Here is a 23635-nt window from a genome sequence, read left to right as displayed (position 1 = left end):
AGGACAGGCACATCCCATGACCGAGGAGAACCCGGCCCGCAGCGAGGTGCGGGTGCGCGACGCCGTGGCGACCGTGCCGCGCACCGAGCACTCCCCCACCTCCGCTCCGGCGCTGCGTGGCCGCCGGATCGTCCCAGCAGGTGAGTCGCCGCATCGGCCGGGGCCCACGAGCCGGGCCCACGCCCGCTCTCTGACGCCGCTGCGGACCTGTTTCGCGTGGGCGACCAGACGGACCGTGACACCGACCGCGACACGCGAGGCCGCAACAGCCTTCGCACCGGCCCGACCCCGCCCTGACCGGCAGGGGCTGTATGCCTCCGTGGCGGCGGGGGTCGAGGCTCACCGCCTGGCGGCTCAGCGTGCCCGCCCAGGGCCGCGCCAGCGCCTCCCGCGACAGGCTCGCGGACCGCGGTCCCGGTCTGGAAGCACGAAGCGCCTCGGTGACCTGGGGTCCGGTGCTCACTCTCACCGGCGAGGCGACCTATAGCAACACCGCTCCTGAGACCGTGTGGCTGGGCGACGCCGGACGCATCGTGCTCCCCCCGGCCGACCTGGCCGACACGGAGATCCGCGTGGTGCCGCGCACCGGCGCTCAGCTCTCGCCCGCTCGCGCCGTGTGGCGCGCAAGCGAGCAGCCCGGCGGCGGAGTTCGGAGATGAGCCCGCCGTCTGCGGGTGAACTGGCCCCGTCCGGGGAGGACGCGGACCGGCTGGCCACCATGCACAGCTTCGGTGTCGTCGTCCCCGCCGTCTCGGCCGATCGGCCCGCCACCGCGGCCGACGTCGAGGAGCCTGACCTGCCGTTCGCCGACATGATCCCGGCGGCGGCGCTGCCGATCCGACTACCCGGCCGGGGCAGCCCGCCCCCGGCCCGCGATCCGGATAGCCTGGCCACGCTGCTCCGCGCCGCCGCCGCCGACGACGAAGTCCTGCGCGCCACCGGCGGCTGGCTGCTCGCCGAGCGCCACGCCGCCCGCAACACCCAGAAGGCCTACATCACCGATGCCTCCTGGTGGCTGTGGTGGATCCAGGCCCGCGGCCTGGATCCGACCGACGTCGACTTCATCGAGGCTGACGCCTTCGCCGCCGCCATGCGTCACGCCGGCAATGCCGTCGAGACCCGGCGCCGTCGCCTGTCAGCGCTGAAAAGCTGGTACCGCTACCTGCGCCGGGCCCAGGTCGTGGCCAGTGACCCGTTCGACGGGATGGACCTGCCCAAACGGCAGCGCGACAAGCACACCCCGTACATCACCGAGGCCGAACTGAACGCTATGCTCGCCCACGCCGTCGCGGTGGAGAGCCACCGGGTGCAGGCCATCCTCGCCGTGCTCAAAGGCACCGCCTGCCGCGTCAGCAAGTTGACCGGCGCCCAATTCGCCGACCTTGGCACTCGCGGCGAGCACCGCATCCTCACCCTGCCCGCCAAAGGCGGCCGCCGGCACGAAGCCGTCATCGCCGACCTCACCGGCGATCTGCTCGACGGCTACCTGGCCGAGCGCGACAATCGGCCCGGTCCGCTGTTCCTCATCAGCACCGGCGCGCCGCTGCAGCGCACCTACGTGACCACGCTCATCCAGCGCATCGCCAACGCCGTCGGCGTCGACAAACCCGAGGAACTCACCGCGCACGGCATCCGGCACAGCGTCGCCACCGCCCTGCTCGAGGCCGGCGAACCCCTCGACGTTGTCCAAGCCCTGCTGGGCCACGCCGACCCGCGCACCACGCAAACGTACGCCCACCCCGACCACCTGGCCCGCAGTCCCGCCCAGCGCGCCGACCGCCGCCTGGCCGCGGCCTTGGGTCGCGGCGACCGCGCCAACGCCAGCCCGCCGGGCGCCGGATCCGCGTGACTGGCTTGCCCTGCCTCTCCACCGGCAGGACGCAAGCGAGCATCTCCGTCCTCTCGCCAGAATTCGCCGTTGGGACGGAACATCCGCCCTCGCCCCGGCGATTCGATCGTTATCTTGGGTTCGTGGCCGCTTCTCGCAGGCCAGCGCGTGATGATCTTTTCTTTCACGTGTGCCACGTTGGCTGATCCTCGCAGTGCTCAAGGTGCCGACGCCGCCGAGAGTGGCACAGGCGTCGGCGACGAGCTTGCGCAGGGTCAGGAGGCGTTGCCTCATCCAGAGAGTTCCAGGCTGTCCCGCTGGCCAGCGGCGGCGTCGATGGGACGGTGCGGTTGTGGGACGTGACCCGCCGCAGGGAAATCGCCCAGCTCACCGGCCACCAAGGCGGGGTCTCCTCGGTGGCGTTCACGCCGGACGGCCAAATCCTGGCCAGCGGCGGCGGCGACGACGGGACGGTGCGGTTGTGGGACGTGGCGGGCCCCGGGAAATCGTCCAGCTCACCGGCGACCGGGACGCAATCTCCTCTGTGACCTTCCTGGCGGACGGTAAGACGCTGGCCAGCGGCGGCGGCGGGATGGTGTGGTTGTGGGACGTGAGCTATCTCGTCAAACCCTTGTCATTTCTGTGTGCTCAGGTGGGGCGTTCCTTTACTCAGGAGGAATGGGAGCGGTACGTGCCGGAAGGCCCGGCGTACCGAAAGATCTGCTGACTGGGCATGCGCCCGGAGCCGCTCATCCATGTGAGTGCCCCCGAGGCCCTCAACCGGACCATCAGCTGACCCAGTCACGCACATCGCTGCGAACTGCATCACCTACCTGATCGCGCATCACAACAAGCCCCCTGCCCCAGAGCGTTGCAGCGGGGAGTCAGGGGCGCGGCACGTCGAGAACGATGACAGGCGCGTTCTCCGCGAGCAGTTGATCGGCGTCGAAGCCTACCCCGGTGGTCTGCTCGGTGAAGGCGAACACGGCGGCGAGCTTGCCGTCGAAGTCGTCCCGGGCCAGGCCGTCGAGCAGGGTGCGCAGATCGGTCAGGGCGGACGGGTCGCCATCCTCCTCCCGATGGTCGCCGAAGACGAACTCCCACATCCGCGCCCTGATCCGCCCGTCGGCCGCATAGACGACCGTGTGGCCGCCCTTGAAGTGCCACGACGCCATCCACACCCGGGCGCCCTCACTGACCGTGGCGAGAACCTGGTCGGAGAGCCCGTAACCGTAGGTGAACTCCAGCAGGCCCCAAGCGCCGTCGCCTTCGAAGGCGAAGAGCACGGGCTCGTCCGCCTCCAGCGCCTCCTCGGGCGGGTAGGCCATGACGCGCTGTTCGGGGTCGCGACCGCCGTTCACGCGCCATAAGACGTCGTCGAGACCGAGATGCTCGCCGAGGGGCTGCACGACGATCCAGCAGAGGGCGTCCAGCCAGGCGACGCGGCGCAGGACGTCCCGGTAATGATCTATCACCTGCATATGAGAACACGCCGAGAGCCTCCGGGAGCAGGACACGGAGGCCCTCGGTGGGGATCATGAGCAGGCGCAACCAACCCCAGCCCCTGATAGCGGCCTAACCGGCATCGCGAGCTCGGTCGAACACCCGGGCACGCCTCCGATGCAACATGCCTTCAAGGCCGGTCCACATGCCTTACCTACCTATCCGTACGCCGGCACCGGGCTGAGTTCGGTCAACTTGCCGCGCCGCGCCCGGAACCACGCAAGCAAACGCGCCTACCCCACCACCGTCGGCCGCGACCTACGCCGCCGAATCTTGGTCGCCTTGGACCTTCTGACCTGGATCGACGCCCAGGGAACCACTCTCGGAGAACTTCGCCAGGACGACCTCGACCAATGGCTCGACGAGGAAGGCACCCAGCGCCGCAACCGCATCCGCTACTTCCTGAACTGGACCTCGGCTCGCGGCCTCAGCCGCCAACTCACAGTCCCGCTCATCCCGCGGCAGGAACCCGCCGACCTACTCGATGACGACGAACGCTGGCAACTGCTGCAGCGCTGCCTGACCGACGAGGCGCTCCCCATCCAGGCCCGGGCAGCCGGCGCACTCATTCTTCTGTTCGCCCTCCAAGCCCAGCGGATCCGGCACCTCACCGCCGATCAACTCGTGGAGAAGGGGGACGACACCTACCTGATGGCTGGCCGTCATCCGATGTTGCTGCCGCCACGCCTCGGCGCTTCTTGGTGCGGCACCAGGACAGCCAGGAGGTGATGGCGGCGCGGTTACGATTCCACATCGCCGGCGCGCTCGCTCCCCACAGCTCGGCGAGCGCGGCGCCGATCTCGGCGTTGGCGACTTCGGCGAGCGGCCGGTCGCGGCCGAGCAGCGCGATCGTGCGGTCGATCGCGGAGGCATAGGCGCGGTGGGTGTTGGGGTTGGCCGTGCGCGGGATGGCGAGGAAGGCGTCGGCGGCCGCGGCGAGCGTGATGTGCCCGCCGCGCAGCGCGGCGACATTCGGTGCGGCGCTCATGTCGGCGGCCGTGCGATGTCCGCCACGACGTACCGGATAACGTGCTGGAGTCGCGCACCGTCCCGGCGAGAGGTGCGCCTGGTCGCCGCTTCGCCACGATCGCTCATGTACGTGATAATGGATTGTTATCACGTACATGGTACGAGTCTCGCGGCCGGGCTTGCCGACCGCTCGATGCGCACGACGTAGGGCGCATCTCACGCCTCCCGGCTGCGCAGTGCACGCGTGCGGCGCGAGTCTTGTGTGTGTCTCCACTCGGGTCCGTGCAAAGTAACATTCTGTAACGTATCGGGGCGTTATGTAGCAGTGATAAATGTGCGGTGCCGGACTGTAGGACCTCGGTGATGTTGTCGGTGTTCGTGGTTACGCTGTGCGGCATGTCTTTTCACGGCTTACCCGATGTCGCGGTCCCGTTCGTCGATTCCCCCGGGTGGGAGGTGCGGTGGACGCGGTGGGGCGGCCGGCAGTTGGCGTGCAGCCCGGTGATGGGAGCACCCATCCCGCCTGAGTACACCCGTGGGGTGGCAAAGGTGGCGACCGCCGTGCTGGACGACCGGCCCGTCGCGGTCACCGGCGCCGAGACCACGGTGCGGGTGTGGGATCTGGCCACCGGCAAGCCGGTAGGTGACCCGCTGACCGGCCACACCGGCGGGGTGTCAGCGGTGGCGACCACCGTGTTGAACAGCCGGCCCGTCGCGGTCATCGGCAGCTACGATCACATGGTTCGGGTATGGGACCTGGCCACCGGTAAGCAGCTCGGCGACCCGCTGACTGGCCACACCGACTGGGTGGGAGCGGTGGCAGCCACTGTGCTGGAGGGCCGGCCCGTCGCGATCACCGGCAGCGCCGACACCACGGTGCGGGTGTGGGACCTGGCCACCGGTAAGCCGATCGGCGACCCGCTGACTGGCCACACCGGCTGGGTGGGAGCGGTGGCGACCACCGTGCTGAACGGCCGGCCCGTCGCGATCACCGGCAGCGCCGACACCACGGTGCGGGTGTGGGACCTGGCCACCGGTAAGCCGATCGGCGACCCGCTGACCGGCCACACTAGCGGGGTAAGGACGGTGGCGACCACCGTGCTGGAGGGCCAGCCTGTCGCGGTCATCTGCGACGGCAATTGCAGGGTCCGGGGGTGGGACCTGGCCACCGGCAAGCCGATCGAGACCTCGCTGACCGGCCACACCAGAGGGGTAAGGACGGTGGTGACCTTAGCGGTGGCGACCACCGTGCTGAACGGCCGGCCTGTTGCGGTCACCGACGGCGGCGGCGCCACGGTGCGGGTGTTGGATCTGGCCACCGGCAAGCCGGTGGGCGACCCGCTGACCGGCCACGCCGGCGGCTCGATGCTAGCGTTGGCGGCCGCTGTGCTGGAGGGCCGGCCCGTCGCGGTCACTGGCGGCAGCGATGGCACGGCGCGGGTGTGGGATCTGGCCGATGGTGCGGATGGCGGGGGTGAGCCCGCGGGCGGCGGGCATGCGGGGGTGATCGGTGCCGTGACCACCGGGGTGCTGGACGGCCGGTCGGTCGTGATCACCGGCAGCGCCGACGCCACGGTGCGGGTGTGGGACCTGGACACGGGAGAGCCAGCCGGCCTCCGGCTCAGCGGCCACGCCGGGGAGGTCCGGCATGTCGCGGCCGCTGTGGTGGACGGGCGGCTGACCGTTGTCAGCGGCGGCGTCGACGGCACCCTGCGCATCTGGGATCTCGCCACCGCAGGGCGGATCGCCCTGACCGGCCAGTCTGCTCAGGCCGCTCAGTCCGCCCAAGCAGGTGGCATTGGTGAGATCCACGCGCTGGACACCGCCGTCGTGGACGGCCGGCCGATCGCGGTGAGCGCCGGCGCGGACAAGACCATCCACCGCTGGGACCTGGCCACCGGTGACCCGCTCCCGCCGCCCCCCGCCAGCCACCGCCGCTGGGTTCACGCCTTAGTCACCACCACCGCCATCGATGGCCGACCCATTGCGGTCGCCGGCACCCGGCAGGGCAGCCTGAGCATCCGCGACCTAACCACCAACCGCGACATCGCCCCCCACCCCACCGGCCGCCACGGCAAACCCATCCGCAAGATCGCCATCACCACCGGCACCGACAACCGGCCCATAGCCATCACCAGCAGCAACCACCCCCGCGAAGCCGTCAAAGTCTGGGATCTCACCACCGGCCTGCCCACCACCGAACTACCCACCCAAGGCGCCCAAGCCCTGGCCGCCGCACGCGTCCACGGCCACCCCGTCGCCCTCATCGCCACCGGCCACACCGCCAGCGTCTGGAACCTCACCACCCACCAGCAGATCGGCCCCACCCTGTCCTTCCCCAACCCGATCACCGCCCTGACCCTCACTCCCGCCGGACACCTGATCATCTGCACCGACCAACACACCACCGTCCTCACCACCGGCCCAAACAGCGCGTAAGGGGAAACCACTCCAAGGCCCAGGAGTCGCCCGAGGCAAAAAGAAGACGCCCCGCAGTGCGAGGCGCCTCTCAAGCGAAAACTTCATACGACGCGCGTTCAGGAGTTCGAGGCCGCGTTCACCTCGGTGGCCGGCGGGGTGAGCAAGCTCGCCGACTTCCACGTCTCGGTCGCGGCCTGCCTGACGGCCCAAGCGCTGAACATCGGGTACGCGCCGGTGGTGAAGGCGGGCACGCCGGCGTTGGAACGCGGACGGTTGTCGCACGTGGTGCAGAACTACCTGTCGGCGGAGACCTACACCCTGGCCAACGGCCCGCTCATTGATGAGCAGGGCAAGATCGGTTTCGCCCAAGCGCTCGGCGGCGGGCTGGTCGCCGCGATCGACGGGATGCGGTTCGTGGTCCCAGTGCCCTCGATCTACACTCGCCCGAGCAAAAAATTCTTCGGCCGCTCGCGCGGTATCACGTGGCTCAACATGATCAACGACCGTGGGGTAGACCTCGGCTCGAAGGTCGTCAACGGAACCGTGCGCGACTCGCTCCACATGATCGATGTGGCGTTCCGGCGGGACGGCGGACTGCGCCCTGAGGTTCTGGTGACCGACACCGGATCTTACAGTGACGTCGTGTTCGGCCTGGTCCACCTGCTGGGCATGCAGTACCGGCCCGCGCTGGCCGATATCCCCGATCAGAAGGGCTGGCGCATCCAGGACGCCGGCTACGGCAGCCTGTCCCGGTTCGCGCGTGGGAAGATCGATCTGGAACGGATCAAGCGCCATTGGAGTGACATCCTGCGCGTCGTGGTGTCGATCTACACCGGTGAGATCCGCGCCTACGACGTGATGCGCATGATCCAGCGGGACGGCAACCCGACCCCCGCTCGGGGAGGCGATCGCCCACTACGGGCGGATCTTCAAGACCCTCCACATCCTCACCCATGCCGTGGAGGAGCCCTACCGGCGTGACATCAAGGGCGTGCGCAACCTGCAAGAATCCCGTCATGCACTGGCGGGGAAGATCTTCCACGGAAGGAAGGGCGAGATCTACCAGCTACAACAAGGGCATGGAAGACCAGCTCGGCGCGCTCGGCCTGGTGCTCAACTGTGTCACGCTGTGGAACACCTTCTACATGGACCGGGCCCTCGATCAGCTCAAAGCCGAGGGCTATCCGCTGGCCGAGGAAGACGTTGCGCGGCTGTCCCCCTTCGTCCGCCGGCACATCAACGTGATCGGCACTTACTCCTTCGCCCAACCCGACCTTGGTCCCGCCGGCGTCCGGCAGCTCCGCAACCCCGATGAGCCGGACTGGGAGGAGGACATCCTGTAAGCCTGCGGCGTCCCGTCTCCTGCCGGTGTCGTTCCCCGGCTGTACTGTGTGCGCCATGTCAGCGCGTGAGACGTCCGTGGTGTCAGCGCCGTTCGGCGACGCGAAGGGGTGGGGCCTGCGATGGGTTTGGCGGTCGACCGGGGAGTTAGCGTCCATGCCGCCCCTTGGACAGCAACCGCCCTATGCTGACGGAATTTCGGTATTCGCGGTTGCTGCCGCAGTCGTCGACGGTCGGCCCCTTGTCGTCTCCGCCTCTGAAGACGGCTCGTTACGGCTGTGGGACCTCGCCACCCAGAAGCAGATCGGCAGCCCGCTCACCGGGCATACGGGCGCCGTGTACGGACTTGCCACGGCAACGCTCGACGGTCGGCCCGTCGCAGTCTCCGCCAGCAACGACAAGTCGGCACGGGTGTGGGACCTCACCACCGGCCGGCAGATCGGCAGCCCGTTCACGGCGCACGCGGCGATCGTACGGGGGGTCACGACGACCACGCGCCACGGTCGGCCGGCGGCGGTCACCGGCGGCTTCGACGGGGCGGTGCGAGTGTGGGACCTGGCCACCGGCGAACAACTCGCTGAACCGTTCACCGGTCACGCGTACATGGCGACGGATGTGGCCACGGCCGAGCTCGACGGCAGGACGGTGGTGGTGTCGAGCGGCTCACTCGGGGCGATCCGGGTTTCGGATCTGGCCACCGGTGAACAGCTGGGTGAACCGTTCACCGCTCACAAGGACACCGTGTCCACACTGGCCACGACCACGCTGCAGGGTCGCCCGGTGGCCGTCACCGGAGGCCACTACGACGGCACGGTGCGGGTGTGGGACCTGGCCACCCGCCTGCCGATCGGAGAACCGTGGACAGGCCACGAGCGGGGAGTGTCCGGTGTCGCTTTCACCACGCTCGACGGCCGGCCGGTGGCGCTCACCGCAGGCGTCGACCGCACCGTCCGGCTCTGGGACTTCCCCACCGGAAAGCAGCTTCATGTCTTCACCGGGCACACCGACTTCGTGTGGTCGATCGACCTGACCATGCTCGACGGCCGGCCGGTCGCCGTCACGGGCAGCAGCGACGGCACACTGCGGATATGGGACCTGCAGTTCGGGCTGGAGGGCGCGGAGTCCGCCGTCGGCCACCGCCGGACGGTGCGAGCGATGACCACCGCCGTGATCGACGAACAGCCCGTGGTGGTCACCGGCAGCGACGACCACAGCGTCCGCCTGTGGGATCTGACCTCGGGCCAGCCGGTAAGGCAGCCGCTCATGGGGCACAACGGACCGGTACGGGCGCTCGCCACCACCGTCGTCGACGACCGCACCGTTGCCGTCACCGGCAGCGACGACCACACCGTCCGGATCTGGGACCTGGCCGCCGGTAAGCAACTCGGCGCTTCGCTGACCGGCCACACCGCCCCCGTCTGCTCAGTCGCCACCGCTTCGGCGGCCGGGCAGCCCCTGGTTGTGACCGCTGGCGCCGACAAGACCGTGCGGGTGTGGAACGTCGCCACCGGCGAGCAGATCGGTGCGCCCGGCATCAGCCACCGCCGCTGGGTCCGCGCCGTCGACACCGCGGTGATCGACGGCACACCCGTCTCCGTAGCCGGTTCCTTCCACGGCGCCATCCGCGTCCGGGAACTGGCCACCAACCGGCAGACCAGCACCCCTTCCCCTGGGCGCCACGGCCCACCCGTGCAGCAGCTCGCCACCACCGTGGTCGGCGGTCAGCCGGTTGCCCTCACCACGAGCGAGAACTGGAACTGGGAAGAGGACGTGCCGGTGAGGCTGTGGGAGGTGACTACCGGCCGCCACCTCGGCGAACTGCCTGCCGTCAACGTGCAGGTACTCACGGCGGCATCCGTGCACGGCCACCCCGTTGCCGTCGCCGCCAGCGGTCCTATGGTCGAGGTGTGGGACCTCACCACCCGCCGGCAGATCGGTCCCCGCCTTCACCTTCCCGACGCTGTGACAGCCGTTGCTGTGGACGAGGCCGGGCACATCGTTGTCGGCTTCCGAAGCGGCCTCGCCGGGTTCGGGGTCGAGTAGGAGCCGCGCAGAGAATGCAGTTTGATGTCACATGATGTGACGCCCCGTGGTGCCGATCGACTGACGGGTGGGGTGGAATCGGTCGATTGCGCCCCCATGGGCGGATCCAATCAAACCGCCGTCCGCCACCTGCGGAAACGGCTGGTCGATCCAATGGAATCCGATACTGACTTCCGCCTCCCCTTTTCCGCCCCCTTAAAGTGGTCGCGGACACCCGCCGGCTACCACAAGGCCGACCTTCGGGAAGGGGGCACGATGGCCCTGGTCAAGCAGACCGACTGGAACGGCACGGAGATCCCCTTCACCAGCAACCACTCCGCGGATGCCAGGCGTGGCTGACCTGGTCTATCTGCGGCACTCCACTGACAAGCAGATCGACGCCCGCCAGCGGCACGCCCTCACCGCCCTGCTGGACGCAGGCGCCCCGGTCTACGAAGACCCCGCCACCTCCAGCCGGCAACTCTCCCTGGACCGCGCGGGCTTCACCACACTGCTGCACGAGGCCGCCGTCGGCGACACCATCCGCATCGCCGACGCCGCCCGCCTGTTCCGCTCCGTCGCCGACATCCTCGCTCTGCGCCCGGTGCTCATCCGCCGCGGCCTCCACCTGCGCGTCGAATCCGGGCTGTTGTCCGGCATCGACCTGGCCAGCGACGACCCCGGCACCAAAATGATGGTCTCCGTCCTGGCCGCCGTGCTGGAGTTCCAGCGCGACATGATCAGCGAGAACACCCGCGAGGGCGTCGCAGTCGCCAAGACCGCCGGCAAGCCCTCGGCCGCCCCGCCGCCCTCGACCAGGACAAGGCAGCCACCATTGTCGAGGAGTACCGCCAGGGTGCCGCAGTCAAGGCCCTGGCCCGACGTCACCAGGTCACCCCCAAGACCATCCGCCGCGGCCACGGCTACTCAATCCGCATCACGGCCCCGCTCGCACTCCACCGCGCCGCGCTGGAGCAGAGCGCTGCCCTCGCCGATGCCAGCCCGACCGAGCGCAAGGCGCACCGCGTGTTCGCCGCCCGTGTCACACCCGTTCAGGCCACCCGGCTGCATCCGTCATGACCTGCGAGAACCCTTCGGCGAGACGCATCTGAACGGAAAGTCACGGCAAGCCGCTCAACGCTGCTCTGCTAACGGGACTTTTCGTTCGGATGCTCGTCATGCCCCGAAACGGCGGCCAGAGCCGCCGAGATCCTCGCGCTGAACGTCGAGGACCTCGACCTGGAGCACCGCCGCGCCCCGTCAACTCCAAGGGCGGCGCCGTCGAGTGGGTGTACTGGGACAGCGGCACCGCCCATTTGCTACCCCGCCTGCTCCGGCTCCCGGACGGCAGCCCTCGCACGCACGGCCCGCTGTTCCTGTCCGAACGCCGCCCGGTCCCGGCCCGCCGCCCCGCGGCCGCCGACATCTGCCCGCACACCGGCCGCGCCCGCCTCGGCTACGACCGCGCCCGTGTCCTGCTGGACAAGTACGCCGGGCTCGACCTGCACCAGCTGCGTCACAGCGCCGCCACCCACCTCGGCGACGCCGAAGTCCCGCTGCAGCTCATCATGGGCAAGACCCGGCACAAGAACCCCCGCACCGCCATGCGCTACGTCAAACCCGGCGCCGAAGCCATCGCCAAGGTCACCGAGGTCCTGGCACCCCGCCGCCGTACCCACTCTGATCAGGAACTTCTCCGAGTGGGAGGGGACGCTGCCCCTTTCTCTCGTACTTGGTCTGGCCCCCGAGCTGGCCCGCGCCGGCGAGCACGGGCTGGCCTGCCACCTCACCCAGCTCGCCGGCGACGCCGCTCCGGAGGACAGGGCCGTCCACACCGCCCGCGCCGAGGTCTACGCGCTCCGCGCCGCCCAGGAGCGCAGCACCATGTCGATCGGCATCTTCAGCTGGGCCCAGGCCGAATCGCGGGACGTCCTGACCAATCTCGATGCCATGACATAGCTCGCGAGGAGGCCGCCGAGCTGAATCCGTACGCTGCGCCTGGGGGTGCCGTTGACGGCCTGGCCGTAGTCCTGGGGGAACTGCCTGACCTGCGACAACGCCGATTGGCCGCCTTCGTGAGAGCGCTGGTCGCCAGGATGGTGTGGAGGTTTCAGCTTGGCTGGCGGCGCTGGACGGGGCCGGCTTCGGTGGTGACGCGGGCGGAAGCCTCCTCATCCGATCGGGTGGTGGCGGTGACCAGCTCACCGCGCCGTTCGGCGAAGACGCGCTCGGCGTATTCGCGGCCCTGCTGCATGTCGCCGAGAGCCAGGCCGACGATGTCGGCCAAGGTCACGATGCTACCCGCGCCGCCCCAGGTGCCGTCGGGCACCTCGGGAGTGAACACCCAGACGCGCATCGGGTCACGCGGATGGGCCCCCTGCTCGGCGTCGAGCACAGCCTCGGTGATGTCGGCGACGATCGCCTGGCGACGATCGGCGTTGAACTGCCCTTCGGGGACGGAGGCGATGAATCGGTAGCGTGGCGCCGCCGAGGGCAGCCCTCCGACGTAGACGGATTCGGGGCGGTGTACGAACACCCAGGCGATGGAGCGGACCATCTCGTTGGCGGGGTCGGCGCCCTCGTGGCGGATGAGCAGATCGGTGAGTCGGGCGATCAGGCCGTGTTCGGCGTCGGGGGTCAGGGCACCGGCCGGGATATAGGCATCGAGCTGGGGCATCGTTCGACCTCCGCAGGGCTGAGTTTAATAGCGATACTCAGCTTCCACGCCTGAGTACTGCTTGTCAACCCAGCTATCCTGGGGGCATGGATTCCGTCGAGACCCGGCTTCGCTACAGCGCCGAGAACTGTTCCATCAAAGGCGCGCTCGAGATCGTGGGCGAACGGTGGTCCTTGCTCGTGCTGCGTGAGGCGTTCTTCGGGCTCCGCCGGTTCGGCGACTTCCATCAAGCCCTCGGATGCGCCCGAAATCTGCTCAGCGAGCGGTTGGCCAAGCTCGTGGACCATGGGGTGCTCGAACGCGTCGCCTATCAGGAACCCGGGCAACGCGGCCGCTACGAATATCAACTGACCGAAAAGGGTCTCGAGTTGCTGCCCGCGCTCATCGCTCTCATGCAGTGGGGCGATCGCTGGACGACCGGTCCGGACGGTCCGCCCGTCCAGGTCCGGCACCGCGACTGCGGCGGTGCGGTCAGCGCCATTCTGGCCTGCGAGCACGACCATCACGCCCTGACCCCGAACGTCACCCAGGCGACACCCGGCCCCGGCGCCCGGAGCATCGCACCCTGAAGGACTCTGCTTGTCCCGCTCGAATATCGAGTTACGCGGTCAAGCGGCGCGGTGGTATTCGCTGGTCAGGCCGGCAACTACCGGTTTCCGCCGGATGGATCGCAGGTCGTTGAGGTCGGTCACGTCGCGAGAGGACTGCGCTGCGACACCTCTATGCCGGGCTGGGCGTCGAGGGTCATCTTGAAGCCGGCCCGCACCAGCTCCTGATCATCGGCGATAAGCATGCGAATCGTCACACGCTGCAGCTTGGCAGGCGCCAGCCGGGGTAGCGCCGACTCGGAAGTCAATGACGAGCGATCTTTCCCGTGTGGCCCTTTTGTTCTTAAAAATCCCAGGCCCTCGCGGACAGTGGCTGGTCGGCCAACTCCTCGCCTACGAGTGCGACCGCATGTCCTGGCTGCGTACCAACCAGGCGGACTACGGCGACATCATCCGCCTGGCTCCCCACGCCGTTGTCGTTTATCTTGGGTGACTCCCAGTAGTGAAGCAAGTACTTCAAGTAGCGTGGGCGGCTACTTGGCGCACAGTATCTGGGGGTCCGTACGGCATGTTGGGCAGGTCAGGTACGCCCGAGCAGCACTACCGGGCTGAACGAGCGGTAGCCGCCGATGAGTCGGTGTCGTGGGTGGTTATCGATGATGAGGACCTCGAGTTGCATGTCGAGGCGTGCGCGTACCTGGCAGGGCTGCGCGGGGCGGGCCGAGCGTTCAACACCGAGAAGACCTACGCGGGCCGGATCGCCTTGTACTTGTCGTACTGCCGAGGTCATGGGCTGGACTGGGCCGGCCCGAGCCTTCCGCAGCTGATGGCGATGATGCGCTGGCTCGTGGAGGAGCCGATGCCGTCGCGATCACGCAAACCGGGCGCCGCGGTGCGGTATCGCAGCGAGCCAGTAACGCCACCTGCTTGACGGGGTCGTAGCGCGAAAAGGTGTTGGCGTCCTGGGTGTCGGCCTCACCCCGCGAAGTCGGCGATCTTCGACGGCGCGATGCCGTCCAGCCAGGCGTCGGTGTCGCCGAGCGCGTCCACCTGATCCAGCCATCTCACCTGATCCCGCAGCCGCGACCAGGTGGCCCGCTGGGCGGGCTTCTTGAGCCGGTTGAACGTCGATCTGCCGTCCGGCCCGACGACAAGCAGACCTTCCATCCGGGCCCGGCGGCCAGCGGCGACGCCAGGGAGCGCTGGTGGCGCCCGGCGGCCACCGTCATCACCACCAAGGACGAGGACTGGCGCGACGCCCCCCGAGCGCGACGCCGTCCACACCGCGGTCTCGCGCGTGTATGCCCGTCAGTACAGCGAGCTGTACGAGACCTACCTCGACTCTAAATCGGCCTGGGACGAGAGCTGGCGCAATTCGGCCTTCAGCGCCGAATACCTGCTGTCGCTGACGGCCGACGAGCTGCGCGGCCTGAAGGGGGAGCTTAACGAGCTGGTCGAGCGGTGGCGCGAGCGCTCCAGCGCGGCTCGCGAGGCGGGGGACGTGGAAGGACGCGAGAACGTCGCCGTGCACATGAACGGCTTCCCATTCCGCACCGCCTGACGCGTTCGCTGGACGGCCACCATCGACCGGCCCTGCATCCTGCGACCCGCCTCGGCTCGGCCGTCCGTGCCTGGGAGGCGCGCCTAGGCTGGTCGATGGTCGAGACGGGCCTCAAGCTCGTGCACCGCCGCCGCGCCGTCGACTACTGACCGAGTCGCTCGCTCTGCTGATCGAGTCCGAGCTGGTGTCGCATGGCCAACGTTTCAAGGCTGCCGCTCAAAGCTATTTTGAGCGTCTTCTCAAATGAAAGCGCCCAAGAGCCGCAGGCCAACCCCTGGACCGGAAACGCACCAGCCACCTGGCCCGACTCGAACCCGCTCTGACCGCCTGAAACGAGTTAACCAGCAGAGTCCTTCAGGCGATTCAACCTGTGATGTGATCGGGCGCCTCGGCGTCCAGCATCGCCTGGACGATGCCTTGGTATCCGGTGCATCGGCATGTGTTGCCCGACAGGGTTTCCCGGACGTAGTCGGCGGTCAACGGCTTCGGGCGGGAATCGTTCTGGATCATCTCCGTTGCCGTGATGAGGAAACCCGGCGTGCAGAAGCCGCATTGCAGGCCATGGCGGCGGCTGAACGCGGCACGCAACCGGTCGGCGAGTGGGCCGGTCAGGCCTTCGACCGTCGTGATCGAACAGCCGTCGACTTGTACGGCCAGGGTTATGCAGGCGCGCACGCTTCGCTCGTCCACCAGGACCGTGCAGGCCCCGCACACGCCATGTTCGCAACCGAGGTGGGTGCCGGTCAGGCCGAGTAGATCGCGTAGGAAGTCCGCCAGCGTCAGGCGGGCGGGCACGGTCGCCTCGATCTGCTTGTCGTTGACGGCTACGCGGATGACATGGTCGGTCATTGTCGTTCCTCCCGAGCACGGTCGTGGGCCAGTATGAGGCTGGTGCTGAGCGCGTCCGCGGCGACGGCGCGCACGTAGTCGGTGTCCTCGACCGGTTCTGCCGCGCGCACCCAGGAGCGAGCGATCCGGGACCACGCCTCGGGCGAGGGTGACTCGCCGACGACATCCGCTTCCGCACTGACCAGCAAGGGGCGGTCCGCGGCGTGCAGCAGACCTGCACGGACACTGGTGACCCTGCCCTGCTCGTCGGTCGTGACCAGCGCGCCGGCCCCGGCGATGCCGTACTCACCGTGCCGCTGGGCGTGTTCGGTGAATCCCCAGCCATGACCGGGGGGTTGGACCGGTATGCGTACCCAGGTGAGCAGCTCGTCGGCGGCGAGATCGGCCGTGTAGTAGGACAGGAAGAAGTCCCCGGCACGCACCTCGCGGCGGCCGCGGTCACGGGATTCCAGGTAAAGGGTCGCGTCGCAGACAAGTGCGACGAGCGGCAGCTCTCCCGACGGGTCAGCGTGGGCGAGGGTTCCGCCGAGCGTCCCTCTGTTGCGGATGGCCACGTGCCCGGTGTGCCGTACGGCGTCGGCGGCGAGCGGGAGGCGATGCGTGAGCAACGGATCCGTCTCCAGCGAGCGCTGCCGGACGAGCGCGCCGAGGATCATCGAGTCGCCGTCGTCGAACGTGCGCGCGAGCTCGGCCAGGCCCGTGATGTCCACCAGCAGGCGTGGCCTGGCCAGGCGCAGGTTCATCATCGTGATCAGGCTCTGCCCGCCGGCGATCACCCGGGCGTCCTCGGCGTCCGCGAGCAGGTCCAGAACCTGCGCGACGGACTCCGCGCGGACATAGTCGACCGCTGCGGGCTTCATGCGGCATCAAGGGCGCTCTTGATCGTCCGAGGGGCGATGGGGGTCGCGGTGACGTGCGTGCAGCCGGTCGCCGCGTCGATCGCGGCGGCCACAGCCGCGGCGACCGCGATGGTCCCGCTTTCCCCCGCGCCGCGCACCCCGAGCGGATTGTCGGTGGGTACGCCGAGATGCCGGATCTGCACCTCCGGAACCTCGCTTGCGCCCGGCAGGCCGTATTCGGCGAACGTCGTCGACCGCGGGCCGCCATCGGCCCCATAGCGGAACTCCTCGAACAACGTCCCTCCGATCCCCTGTGCCACACCGCCGAGCACTTGGCCTTCCACGACGAGCGGGTTGATCTCGACTCCCCCTTCGTGGGCCACCGCATAGCGCAGCACCCGCACGATCCCCGTCCCCGGATGCACACCGACGACAGTGGCGTGGGCGCCCATGGTCCACGTCACCGTTCGGCAGCGGTACATGCTCGCGGCGTACAGCGGTGGCTCGCCTTCCAGCGCTTCTCCTGGTGCGCCGAGCCGCGCAAGTTCACGCCAGCCGGCCGGATCACGGCCAGGCGCTTGGAAGACCCCTTCGCGGTAGCCGACGTCGGCCAGGTCCGCGCCGGTCGCTCGCGCGTACCGACGCCGGCCGGCGTCCACGAGCAGTGCGGCAGTCTGAGCGATCGCATTGCCCGCCAGCACGGCGGATCGGCTGGCGAAGGTCCCGATTCCGTGCGCGAGTGATCCGGTGTCGGTGGGCAACAGCCGGACCGCTTCCATGGGCAGACCAAGGCTTTCCGCGGCGACCTGCGCGAAGCTTGTCTCGTGGCCTTGCCCGGCCGATGCCGCGCCCGTCATCACCTCGATCCGGCCTTGCGGCGTGACGGTGATCTGCGCGGCCTCGTAAGGGCCGCGCCCAGTCGCCTCCAAGTAGCAGCCGACGCCGTGGCCGATGCGCAGCTCCGGATGCGCGGCTTGTTCCTGCGCCACCACGTCGGGCGGCAACAGGTCCAGGGCGGCGTCCAGGCAAGCCCGGTAGTCGCCGCCGTCGTAGACGATCGGCACCCCGTCCCGGTACGGCAACGGCCGCGGATACGGCATGTCCTGCGCGGTCAACAGGTTCCGCCGCCGGATCTCGACGTTCGTGAGCCCCAGCCGGCGCGCCGCGGCGTCCAGGCTGCGTTCCAGTACGAACGACGCTTCGGGCCGGCCGGCGCCGCGGTACTGCGCGACGACCGCCTTGTTGGTGAAGATTCCTTTCCCGCCGACCCGCGCGGCGGGCACGCGGTACGGCCCGAGGATGTGGATCGCGGTGTTCGCGATGATCCCGGCGACCCACAGGCTGCCCGCGCCGATGTTGACCAGAAAGTCGTCCTCCAGCGAGAGGATCCGGCCGTCGGCGTCCACTGACAAGACGCAGCGGTGGACCTGGTCCCGGCCTTGGGCGGCGGCGGTCAGGTGTTCCTGGCGGTCCTCGACCCACACCACGTCCCGGCCGGTCAGCCGCGCCAGCAGCGGCACCAGAATTTCCTCCGGGTACACGTTGGCCTTGGTGCCGAAGCCGCCGCCGACGTCGGGGACGTGCACCCGTACCCCGTCGGTCGTCCATCCGGTGGCGGCGCAGATCCCGCGCCGGACCATGTGTGGGACCTGGGTGGAGGACCACACGTCCACCTCGCCCGTGCGATGGTCGATCCGGGTGAGCACCCCGCGGCATTCCAGCGGCACGGCGCCATGCCGGCCGATCCGGTACGTCTCGGCCACGGTCACCGCGGCCTGGGCGCGAGCCGAATCCGGGTCGCCGAAGGCGAAGGACAGCGAAGCCGCTTCGTTGCTGGAGAGATGGTCGTGCAGCACGGGCGCGCCGGCGTCGAGCGCGTCTTCCATCTCGACGACGACCGGCAATGCCGTGTAACCGACGTTCACCAGCTCGGCCGCGTCCTCGGCGAGATACCGGTCGGAGGCGACGACGGCCGCCACAATCTGACCGGCATAGTGCACACGCCGCTCGGCCATGAGCGCCAGCCGTTGATCGGCCATGGTGAAAGCGGTGGCGGCCACGAACTCCGGATCGGGCTCGTGCAACAGCGCGATGTGGTTGTCGCGGAGGCCGAGCTGGTCGGCGGTGAACACACCGACGACACCCGGCGCCTCCTGCGCGGTGGAGACGTCGATGTGCCGGAGGTCGCCGTGGGCGATGTCCGAACGGACGAAGACCACGTGATACGCGCCCTGCGCCTGGTCGGCCAGAAACGACCCCTTGCCGGCAAGGAGACGTTCGTCCTCCCTGCGCAGCACGGACGTGCCGATGAGGGTCATCGGACGCGCCGTTCCAGCCGCCACAGCAGCACGGACACCGTGAAGGCGACCAGGAGCAGCAGCAAGATCGTGCTGACCATCTGCGCGTATTCACCGTGGCTGTATGCCTGCAGCACCACACGGCCCAGCCCGAAGCGGGTGGCGAAGAACTCCGCGAGTACCACGCCCACCACCGCCAAGCTGATCGCGAGCCGGACGCCGGTCAGCAGCGGAAGCCGGATCGCCGGCAGCAGGATGTGCACGAACAGTTGCCATTTGCCGGCCTGCACGGTCCGGCCGAGCTTCCAGTACACCGGCGGGATGCTGCGCACGCCCACCGCGACGTTGATCAGCACCGGGAACAGCGCGAAGAGCACGCCCATCACGATCTTGGAGCCGCTCAGGCTGAAAATGGGCAGCAGCACCGGGTACAGCACGATCTTCGGCACGCCGTTGAAGGCGATCAGCAGTGGCTCCAGCCAGGTGCGGGCTGCGGCCGACAACCCGAGCAGCACCCCGATCGCACCACCGAGCAAGGTTCCGATGACGAACGCCTGCGCCACCGCCTGCGCCGTCTCCCCCATGTCACTCAGGTACCTCGGGTCGGCGAAGTTCTGCACGAACGCCTCCGCCGTGGCCGCGGGCGACGGGATGACGAAGCTGAGGCCCGACGAGATCTGCCAGATCACCGACGCCAGCAAGGCCAGAACCACTGCGCCGACGAACTGTGACTGACGAAGCTTGGTCAGCGTGGTCATCGACGCCCCCTCAGCAGCACTCGCTCGGCCAGCGTCATCAGGACGGTCAGCAGGACCGAAAGGATCAGCACGACGAAGATGTTGGCGAACATGGTCGTGTTGTCGAAGGTCTCGTACAGGTAGCGGATGCGGTAGCCCAGGCCGCTCTGCGCGGTGGTGAACTCCATCGCGATCGACCCGATCAAGGCGTATACGACAGCCAGTCGCAGGCCCGCCACGATCATCGGCGCCGCCGCCGGGATGGCGATGCTGAACAGCGTCTGCCTGGCGTTGCACTGCAGCGTCCTGGCCAGTTTGAGGTGTACCGGCCGGATGCCCTGCAGACCGGTGCGGGTGTTGAGCGCCAGCGGAATGGCCGCCATGATCGACGACAGGATGATGATCGACCCGGCGTTGATGCCCACCAGAACGATCATCATCGGGTAGAACAACACCAGCGGCACGGCGTAGAACGACACCAGATACGGCTCGAACACCCGGCCCAGCAGCGGAAGTTTCCAGAACACGATGCCCGCGCCGAGGCCGAGTGCGCAACCGGCCACAATGGACGCCCCGATCTCCAGGCAGGTCCGGCCGAAGTCGCTCCAGAACCCGCCGGTGCCCAGCAACCCCAAGGTGCCGTCGACCACTTCGGTGGGCAACGGCAGGCCCGTCTGCCTCAGCGCGCCGCTCGCCACACCGATCTGGACAGCGACGAACAGCAGGGCGAGCAGCACCGCACTCGCCGCCGCACTGCGAACACCTTGGGGAACACGCTGGAAGGCACGCCATCGGGCACCCCACGGTGGGGGCAGGCGCTTGGGGGGCGCCTGCTGACTTGGCTCGACCCCCACCGCCATCACGCCGTCTCCACGTCTTGGAACCCGCGCATGGATTCCTTCTGCAGCGAGGTCCAGACCCGGTTGTGCAGTTCGTTGAACCGCGTGGAGGACACGATCGAGGCGTCGCGCTCGTCCGGCAGGTCGATGTCGATGACGTCGATGACATGGCCCGGCCGATAGGACATCACCCAGATCTGCTGGCTGAGCAGGATCGCCTCGGAGATGTCGTGGGTGACGAACAGGACCGTCTGATGTGTCTGCTCCCAGATCCGGCGCACCTCGGCACCCAGGAAGATCCGGGTCTGCTGGTCCAGCGCGGCGAACGGCTCGTCCATCAGCACCACCCCGGGTTGCAGCGCGAGAGTGCGGGCGAGAGCCACCCGCTGGCGCATGCCACCGGACAACGTCGCCGGGTAGGAGCTCTCGAACCCTTTCAGTCCCACGAGTTCGATGGCCGCGGCCGCCTTGGCCGCACGCTCACCCTTGGACACGCCCGCCATCTGCATGGCGAACTCGACGTTCTCGCTGACATTTCGCCACGGCAGCGTGGAATCCTCCTGGAACACCACACCTATGTCACGGTCCGGCCCGGTAACGCGCCGTCCGTTGATGTCCACGCTGCCGGAGGTGGCCGGCTGCAGGCCGGCGATCACCGCGAGCAGTGTGGACTTCCCGCAGCCGCTGGGACCGACGATGGACACGAAGCTGCGGGGCGGCACCCGCTGGGTGACGCCGTCGACCGCGATGGTGATCCCACTGGGATGGTCGAACTGGACGTGCACGTCGTTGAGGTGGATGCCTTCCATGGAAACCCTTGTCTTCTCGTCAGAGGGTGGCGCGGACGTTCTCCGGCAGGTATTGCTGGTCCATCGTCTTGGCCCAGTCGACCGGTTCGGTGAGCTGACCGGCGGCGACCATCAGCTTGGACAGGTTGTCCAGCGCCTGGGCGTCGACTTTCAGCGAATAGGCCTTGGCCAGCTCCGGCGTGTCCTTCAGAGACTGCGCCATGACCTCCGGCGACACCTTCATCAGCGGGGCCAGCGTCTTGGCGGCCTCGTCGGTGTTGTCCACGACCCACTTGTTGAGGCGTTCGGCCACCGTGAAGAAGGCCTTGATGTTGCCCGGGTTGTCCGCCGCGTAGTCGGTGTTCACCGCCACCAGGTCGGCGGGCGTGTCACCCAGCTGATCGCGGGCGGCGACCAGGACCTGGGCGCCTTCCTTGGCCTGCTTGTCGGTGACGAACGGGTGCATCGCCCAGCCCGCGGTGACCTCGCCGGCCTTGGCCGCCGTCCAGTTGTCGCCCATGGTGCCCACAGCCTGTGACGTCGTGCCGAGCTTCTTCTCCAAGCCCTTGACCAGCAACTCGGTGGACGAACCGGCCGAGGAGAACCCGAGTTTCGCGCCGGTGACCGAGCGGCCCGACGGCGCGATCCAGTAGAAGTCGTTGACCTGGAACCACGGCGCGACGATCTTCAGGTTCGACCCGGCCTGCCGGGCGGCCAGCAGCACCGAGGTGTTGCCCGCGATGGCCATGTCCGCGTCGCCCGTGGTCACCACGCGCAGCGTGTTGCCGCCGCCACCGCCGTTGTAGAGGTCGACGTCCAGGCCGGCTTCCTTGAACCAGCCCTTGTCGATGCCCACCTGGAGGATCGCCATGAACGGCAGGCTGTCGGTGCCGGTCGCGGAGATGCTCAGCTTGGTGGTGGTGCCGCTCGTTCCGGAGTCGCTGCTCCCGCAGCCGACGAGCAGAAGCGCGGCAGCGACCAGTCCGGCCGTTGAAGAAACGAGTCGGCGGTGGCGCATAAGGACCTCCTAGGCGCTGGTAGATTTAATAAAGTAGACGTTCCTACTTCCGAATGCGACATACAGCATGTAACGAGCATGTAACGGGACTTCTTCTGCCTGCGAGCGCCACGCCAAGTGCGGCGGCGGCGCAGGCGACCCCCACCAGAAAGCCAGGGCTGGCGAGCACCCGCTCCCAGCCCGCCGCCTCAGCGGAACGGGGAGCGCCGGCAGGGCGGTCGGCCATCAAGGGCTGCGGAGGCGCCAGGGGCGGTGTCCGGACCGGAGCCGCCGGCGTCGACCGGGCTGAGCGCAGCTCCGGCGGGGCGCCGGCGGCCGAGCTGCCCGGCGCTGGGAACATGCCACTGTCCTGGGGTTTCATCCCAGTGACGCACAGATCTCGGCGAACCGGGTGATCGTCGCGGTCTTGCTCTGGCCTGGCCGGACGAACGGAACGATCGAGATCTGGTCCACCCCCATGGCCTGGATCTGCTTCACCCGCTCGCGGCACTCGTCGGGTGTGCCGGCCAGCGCGAACAGGTCGACCAGGGCGTCCGGGACCAGGTCGGCGTGGTCGGCCTCCGTGTCCATGTGGTGGTAGTAGTCGTAGTTCTGGCGGATCCGGTCGACCGCGCCCTGCAGCTCAGGGTCGATCTCCGCGGGCAGCGGCCGGATCACCACTCGCGACACGTGCGCCCGCACCAGGTCGCGCGCTTCCTTTGGGTCGTCTTGGATCGCGGTCGGAGTCCACAGGACTATCCGCAGGTCGGCCAGAGTGCGGTTGCTTGCCTTCGCACCCTTTTCGATCTGCTTCAGCGCGCCTTCGATGAATTGCGAGGCGGTGCCCACCAGCACGATCACGCCGTCGGCCACCCGCCCGGACATCTCCAGGATCTTCGGCGCGGACGCGGCGATGTAGATCGGAATCGGGGTCGGCTCGGTCAGGTAGTTCAGGTGGAAGTCCGCGCCGCTGGAGGCTTCCTTGACGCTCTCACCTCGGAAAAGGGTGCGCAGCTCGTCGATCGCGTGCTCAAGCTCGGCCAGCTTGAGGGGCTTGAGGCCCATGGTGCGCAACGACGAGTCGCCGGTGCCGATGCCCAGCGCGACCCGGCCGCCGGTGAATTCCGCCAGGGTCGCCCATTGGGATGCCAGCAGCGATCGGTGCCTGGTCACCGCGTTCGTCACGCCCGTACCGAATACGATCCGCTCGGTGCCCACCGCTGCGGCACCCATCGCGATACCGGACTCCCGCCAGATGTTCTGTGAGTCGCCGAACCACACGTTGTCGTAGCCGAGACCCTCTGCGAGCTGCACATACTCACGGATCACGCCAACCGGCTCGGTCGGGAAAAGACCCACGCCCTTGCTGATGTTGCCCACGCTGCCTCCAAGTGTATTCTTTATAAAAAGCTAGCAGAG

27 protein-coding genes and 1 pseudogene are annotated in these 23635 nt (G+C 68.6%); 13 read left to right on the top strand and 15 right to left on the bottom strand.

Going from position 1 to position 23635, the window contains the following annotated elements:
• Positions 1–311 precede the first annotated feature (311 nt).
• The 4 genes from ABEA43_RS52355 (at position 312) to ABEA43_RS52340 (ending at position 2555) form a co-directional block, all read left to right on the top strand.
• Complete coding sequence (locus ABEA43_RS52355; protein WP_345574029.1) at positions 312–659, top strand: hypothetical protein; 348 nt, start codon at positions 312–314, stop codon at positions 657–659.
• Positions 656–1849, top strand: coding sequence for a tyrosine-type recombinase/integrase (locus ABEA43_RS52350; protein WP_345574027.1), 1194 nt, complete (start codon positions 656–658; stop codon positions 1847–1849). Before ABEA43_RS52355 ends, ABEA43_RS52350 begins: the two co-directional genes overlap by 4 nt.
• 296 nt (positions 1850–2145) lie before the next feature.
• On the top strand, positions 2146–2376 hold the full coding sequence (locus ABEA43_RS52345; RefSeq protein WP_345574163.1) for a WD40 repeat domain-containing protein: 231 nt from the start codon (positions 2146–2148) through the stop codon (positions 2374–2376).
• Positions 2373–2555, top strand: a complete 183-nt coding sequence (locus tag ABEA43_RS52340; protein ID WP_345574025.1) for a hypothetical protein — start codon at positions 2373–2375, stop codon at positions 2553–2555. The genes ABEA43_RS52345 and ABEA43_RS52340 overlap by 4 nt, the downstream gene beginning before the upstream one ends.
• Positions 2556–2712: 157 nt before the next feature.
• On the opposite strand, the gene ABEA43_RS52335 is transcribed toward ABEA43_RS52340, so the two are convergent.
• The 3 genes from ABEA43_RS52335 to ABEA43_RS52325 form a co-directional block, all read right to left on the bottom strand.
• Complete coding sequence (locus ABEA43_RS52335) at positions 2713–3303, bottom strand: hypothetical protein (RefSeq protein ID WP_345574023.1); 591 nt, start codon at positions 3301–3303, stop codon at positions 2713–2715.
• Between the two features lie 505 nt (positions 3304–3808).
• A complete protein-coding gene (locus ABEA43_RS52330) occupies positions 3809–3952 on the bottom strand; it encodes a hypothetical protein (RefSeq protein WP_345574021.1) in 144 nt (47 codons plus the stop codon).
• Positions 3939–4319 (bottom strand): hypothetical protein, encoded by a 381-nt coding sequence (locus tag ABEA43_RS52325; RefSeq protein WP_345574019.1) that lies wholly within the window; start codon positions 4317–4319, stop codon positions 3939–3941. Before ABEA43_RS52325 ends, ABEA43_RS52330 begins: the two co-directional genes overlap by 14 nt.
• A 521-nt stretch (positions 4320–4840) precedes the next feature.
• Between ABEA43_RS52325 and ABEA43_RS52320 the strand changes: the two genes are divergently transcribed.
• The 6 genes and pseudogenes from ABEA43_RS52320 to ABEA43_RS52290 all read left to right on the top strand — a co-directional run bounded on the left by ABEA43_RS52320 (position 4841) and on the right by ABEA43_RS52290 (position 11306).
• Positions 4841–6739 carry a WD40 repeat domain-containing protein gene (locus ABEA43_RS52320; RefSeq protein WP_345574017.1) on the top strand — a complete coding sequence of 633 codons (1899 nt, stop codon included), beginning with the start codon at positions 4841–4843 and terminating at the stop codon, positions 6737–6739.
• Positions 6740–6877: 138 nt separating this feature from the next.
• The gene (locus ABEA43_RS52315; RefSeq protein WP_425570585.1) at positions 6878–7702 is read left to right on the top strand and encodes a Tn3 family transposase; all 825 of its coding nucleotides are present in this window, start codon (positions 6878–6880) and stop codon (positions 7700–7702) included.
• Positions 7629–8064, top strand: a pseudogene (locus tag ABEA43_RS68400) (Tn3 family transposase). The gene ABEA43_RS52315 and the pseudogene ABEA43_RS68400 overlap by 74 nt, the downstream one beginning before the upstream one ends.
• Positions 8065–8089: 25 nt before the next feature.
• A complete protein-coding gene (locus ABEA43_RS52300; protein ID WP_345574013.1) occupies positions 8090–10105 on the top strand; it encodes a WD40 repeat domain-containing protein in 2016 nt (671 codons plus the stop codon).
• Between the two features lie 24 nt (positions 10106–10129).
• Positions 10130–10444, top strand: a complete 315-nt coding sequence (locus tag ABEA43_RS52295) for a hypothetical protein (protein WP_345574011.1) — start codon at positions 10130–10132, stop codon at positions 10442–10444.
• Positions 10437–11306, top strand: coding sequence for a recombinase family protein (locus ABEA43_RS52290; protein WP_345574008.1), 870 nt, complete (start codon positions 10437–10439; stop codon positions 11304–11306). Before ABEA43_RS52295 ends, ABEA43_RS52290 begins: the two co-directional genes overlap by 8 nt.
• 97 nt (positions 11307–11403) lie before the next feature.
• Here ABEA43_RS52290 and ABEA43_RS52285 read toward each other — a convergent pair whose 3' ends face one another.
• From ABEA43_RS52285 to ABEA43_RS52275, 3 genes are all read right to left on the bottom strand, one after another.
• Positions 11404–11670, bottom strand: a complete 267-nt coding sequence (locus tag ABEA43_RS52285; RefSeq protein ID WP_345574006.1) for a hypothetical protein — start codon at positions 11668–11670, stop codon at positions 11404–11406.
• A gap of 264 nt (positions 11671–11934) precedes the next feature.
• Positions 11935–12141 carry a hypothetical protein gene (locus ABEA43_RS52280; RefSeq protein ID WP_345574004.1) on the bottom strand — a complete coding sequence of 69 codons (207 nt, stop codon included), beginning with the start codon at positions 12139–12141 and terminating at the stop codon, positions 11935–11937.
• 53 nt (positions 12142–12194) lie between these two features.
• Positions 12195–12761: a hypothetical protein gene (locus tag ABEA43_RS52275; protein WP_345574002.1), complete on the bottom strand. Its 567-nt coding sequence runs from the start codon at positions 12759–12761 to the stop codon at positions 12195–12197.
• A gap of 86 nt (positions 12762–12847) precedes the next feature.
• On the opposite strand from ABEA43_RS52275, the gene ABEA43_RS52270 reads away from it, so the two are divergent.
• Positions 12848–13330, top strand: coding sequence for a winged helix-turn-helix transcriptional regulator (locus ABEA43_RS52270; protein WP_345574000.1), 483 nt, complete (start codon positions 12848–12850; stop codon positions 13328–13330).
• 625 nt (positions 13331–13955) lie between these two features.
• Positions 13956–14240 carry a hypothetical protein gene (locus ABEA43_RS52265; RefSeq protein ID WP_345573998.1) on the top strand — a complete coding sequence of 95 codons (285 nt, stop codon included), beginning with the start codon at positions 13956–13958 and terminating at the stop codon, positions 14238–14240.
• A 44-nt stretch (positions 14241–14284) separates the two neighbouring features.
• Here the strand turns inward: ABEA43_RS52265 and ABEA43_RS52260 are convergent, their stop codons facing one another.
• Complete coding sequence (locus ABEA43_RS52260; protein ID WP_345573996.1) at positions 14285–14476, bottom strand: hypothetical protein; 192 nt, start codon at positions 14474–14476, stop codon at positions 14285–14287.
• Positions 14477–14606: 130 nt separating this feature from the next.
• On the opposite strand from ABEA43_RS52260, the gene ABEA43_RS52255 reads away from it, so the two are divergent.
• Complete coding sequence (locus tag ABEA43_RS52255; protein ID WP_345573994.1) at positions 14607–14870, top strand: hypothetical protein; 264 nt, start codon at positions 14607–14609, stop codon at positions 14868–14870.
• Positions 14871–15233: 363 nt separating this feature from the next.
• On the opposite strand, the gene ABEA43_RS52250 is transcribed toward ABEA43_RS52255, so the two are convergent.
• From ABEA43_RS52250 to ABEA43_RS52215, 8 genes are all read right to left on the bottom strand, one after another.
• Positions 15234–15719, bottom strand: a complete 486-nt coding sequence (locus tag ABEA43_RS52250; protein WP_345573992.1) for a (2Fe-2S)-binding protein — start codon at positions 15717–15719, stop codon at positions 15234–15236.
• Positions 15716–16579, bottom strand: a complete 864-nt coding sequence (locus ABEA43_RS52245) for an FAD binding domain-containing protein (RefSeq protein WP_345573990.1) — start codon at positions 16577–16579, stop codon at positions 15716–15718. The genes ABEA43_RS52250 and ABEA43_RS52245 overlap by 4 nt, the downstream gene beginning before the upstream one ends.
• Entirely contained in the window at positions 16576–18876 is a 2301-nt protein-coding gene (locus ABEA43_RS52240) for a xanthine dehydrogenase family protein molybdopterin-binding subunit (protein ID WP_345573988.1), read from the bottom strand. The genes ABEA43_RS52245 and ABEA43_RS52240 overlap by 4 nt, the downstream gene beginning before the upstream one ends.
• Entirely contained in the window at positions 18873–19613 is a 741-nt protein-coding gene (locus ABEA43_RS52235) for an ABC transporter permease (protein WP_345573986.1), read from the bottom strand. Before ABEA43_RS52235 ends, ABEA43_RS52240 begins: the two co-directional genes overlap by 4 nt.
• A complete protein-coding gene (locus ABEA43_RS52230) occupies positions 19610–20452 on the bottom strand; it encodes an ABC transporter permease (RefSeq protein WP_345573984.1) in 843 nt (280 codons plus the stop codon). The genes ABEA43_RS52235 and ABEA43_RS52230 overlap by 4 nt, the downstream gene beginning before the upstream one ends.
• The gene (locus tag ABEA43_RS52225; protein WP_345573982.1) at positions 20452–21240 is read right to left on the bottom strand and encodes an ABC transporter ATP-binding protein; all 789 of its coding nucleotides are present in this window, start codon (positions 21238–21240) and stop codon (positions 20452–20454) included. The genes ABEA43_RS52230 and ABEA43_RS52225 overlap by 1 nt, the downstream gene beginning before the upstream one ends.
• A gap of 19 nt (positions 21241–21259) precedes the next feature.
• Positions 21260–22237, bottom strand: coding sequence for an ABC transporter substrate-binding protein (locus ABEA43_RS52220; RefSeq protein ID WP_345573980.1), 978 nt, complete (start codon positions 22235–22237; stop codon positions 21260–21262).
• A 357-nt stretch (positions 22238–22594) separates the two neighbouring features.
• Positions 22595–23596, bottom strand: a complete 1002-nt coding sequence (locus ABEA43_RS52215; protein ID WP_345573978.1) for an LLM class flavin-dependent oxidoreductase — start codon at positions 23594–23596, stop codon at positions 22595–22597.
• Positions 23597–23635 lie beyond the last annotated feature (39 nt).

This window comes from Nonomuraea rosea (assembly GCF_039539705.1).
GTDB classification, from domain to species: Bacteria; Actinomycetota; Actinomycetes; order Streptosporangiales; family Streptosporangiaceae; genus Nonomuraea; species Nonomuraea rosea.
Note: the sequence above shows the minus strand (reverse complement) of the source record. Positions and strands in the feature narration are given on the sequence as shown.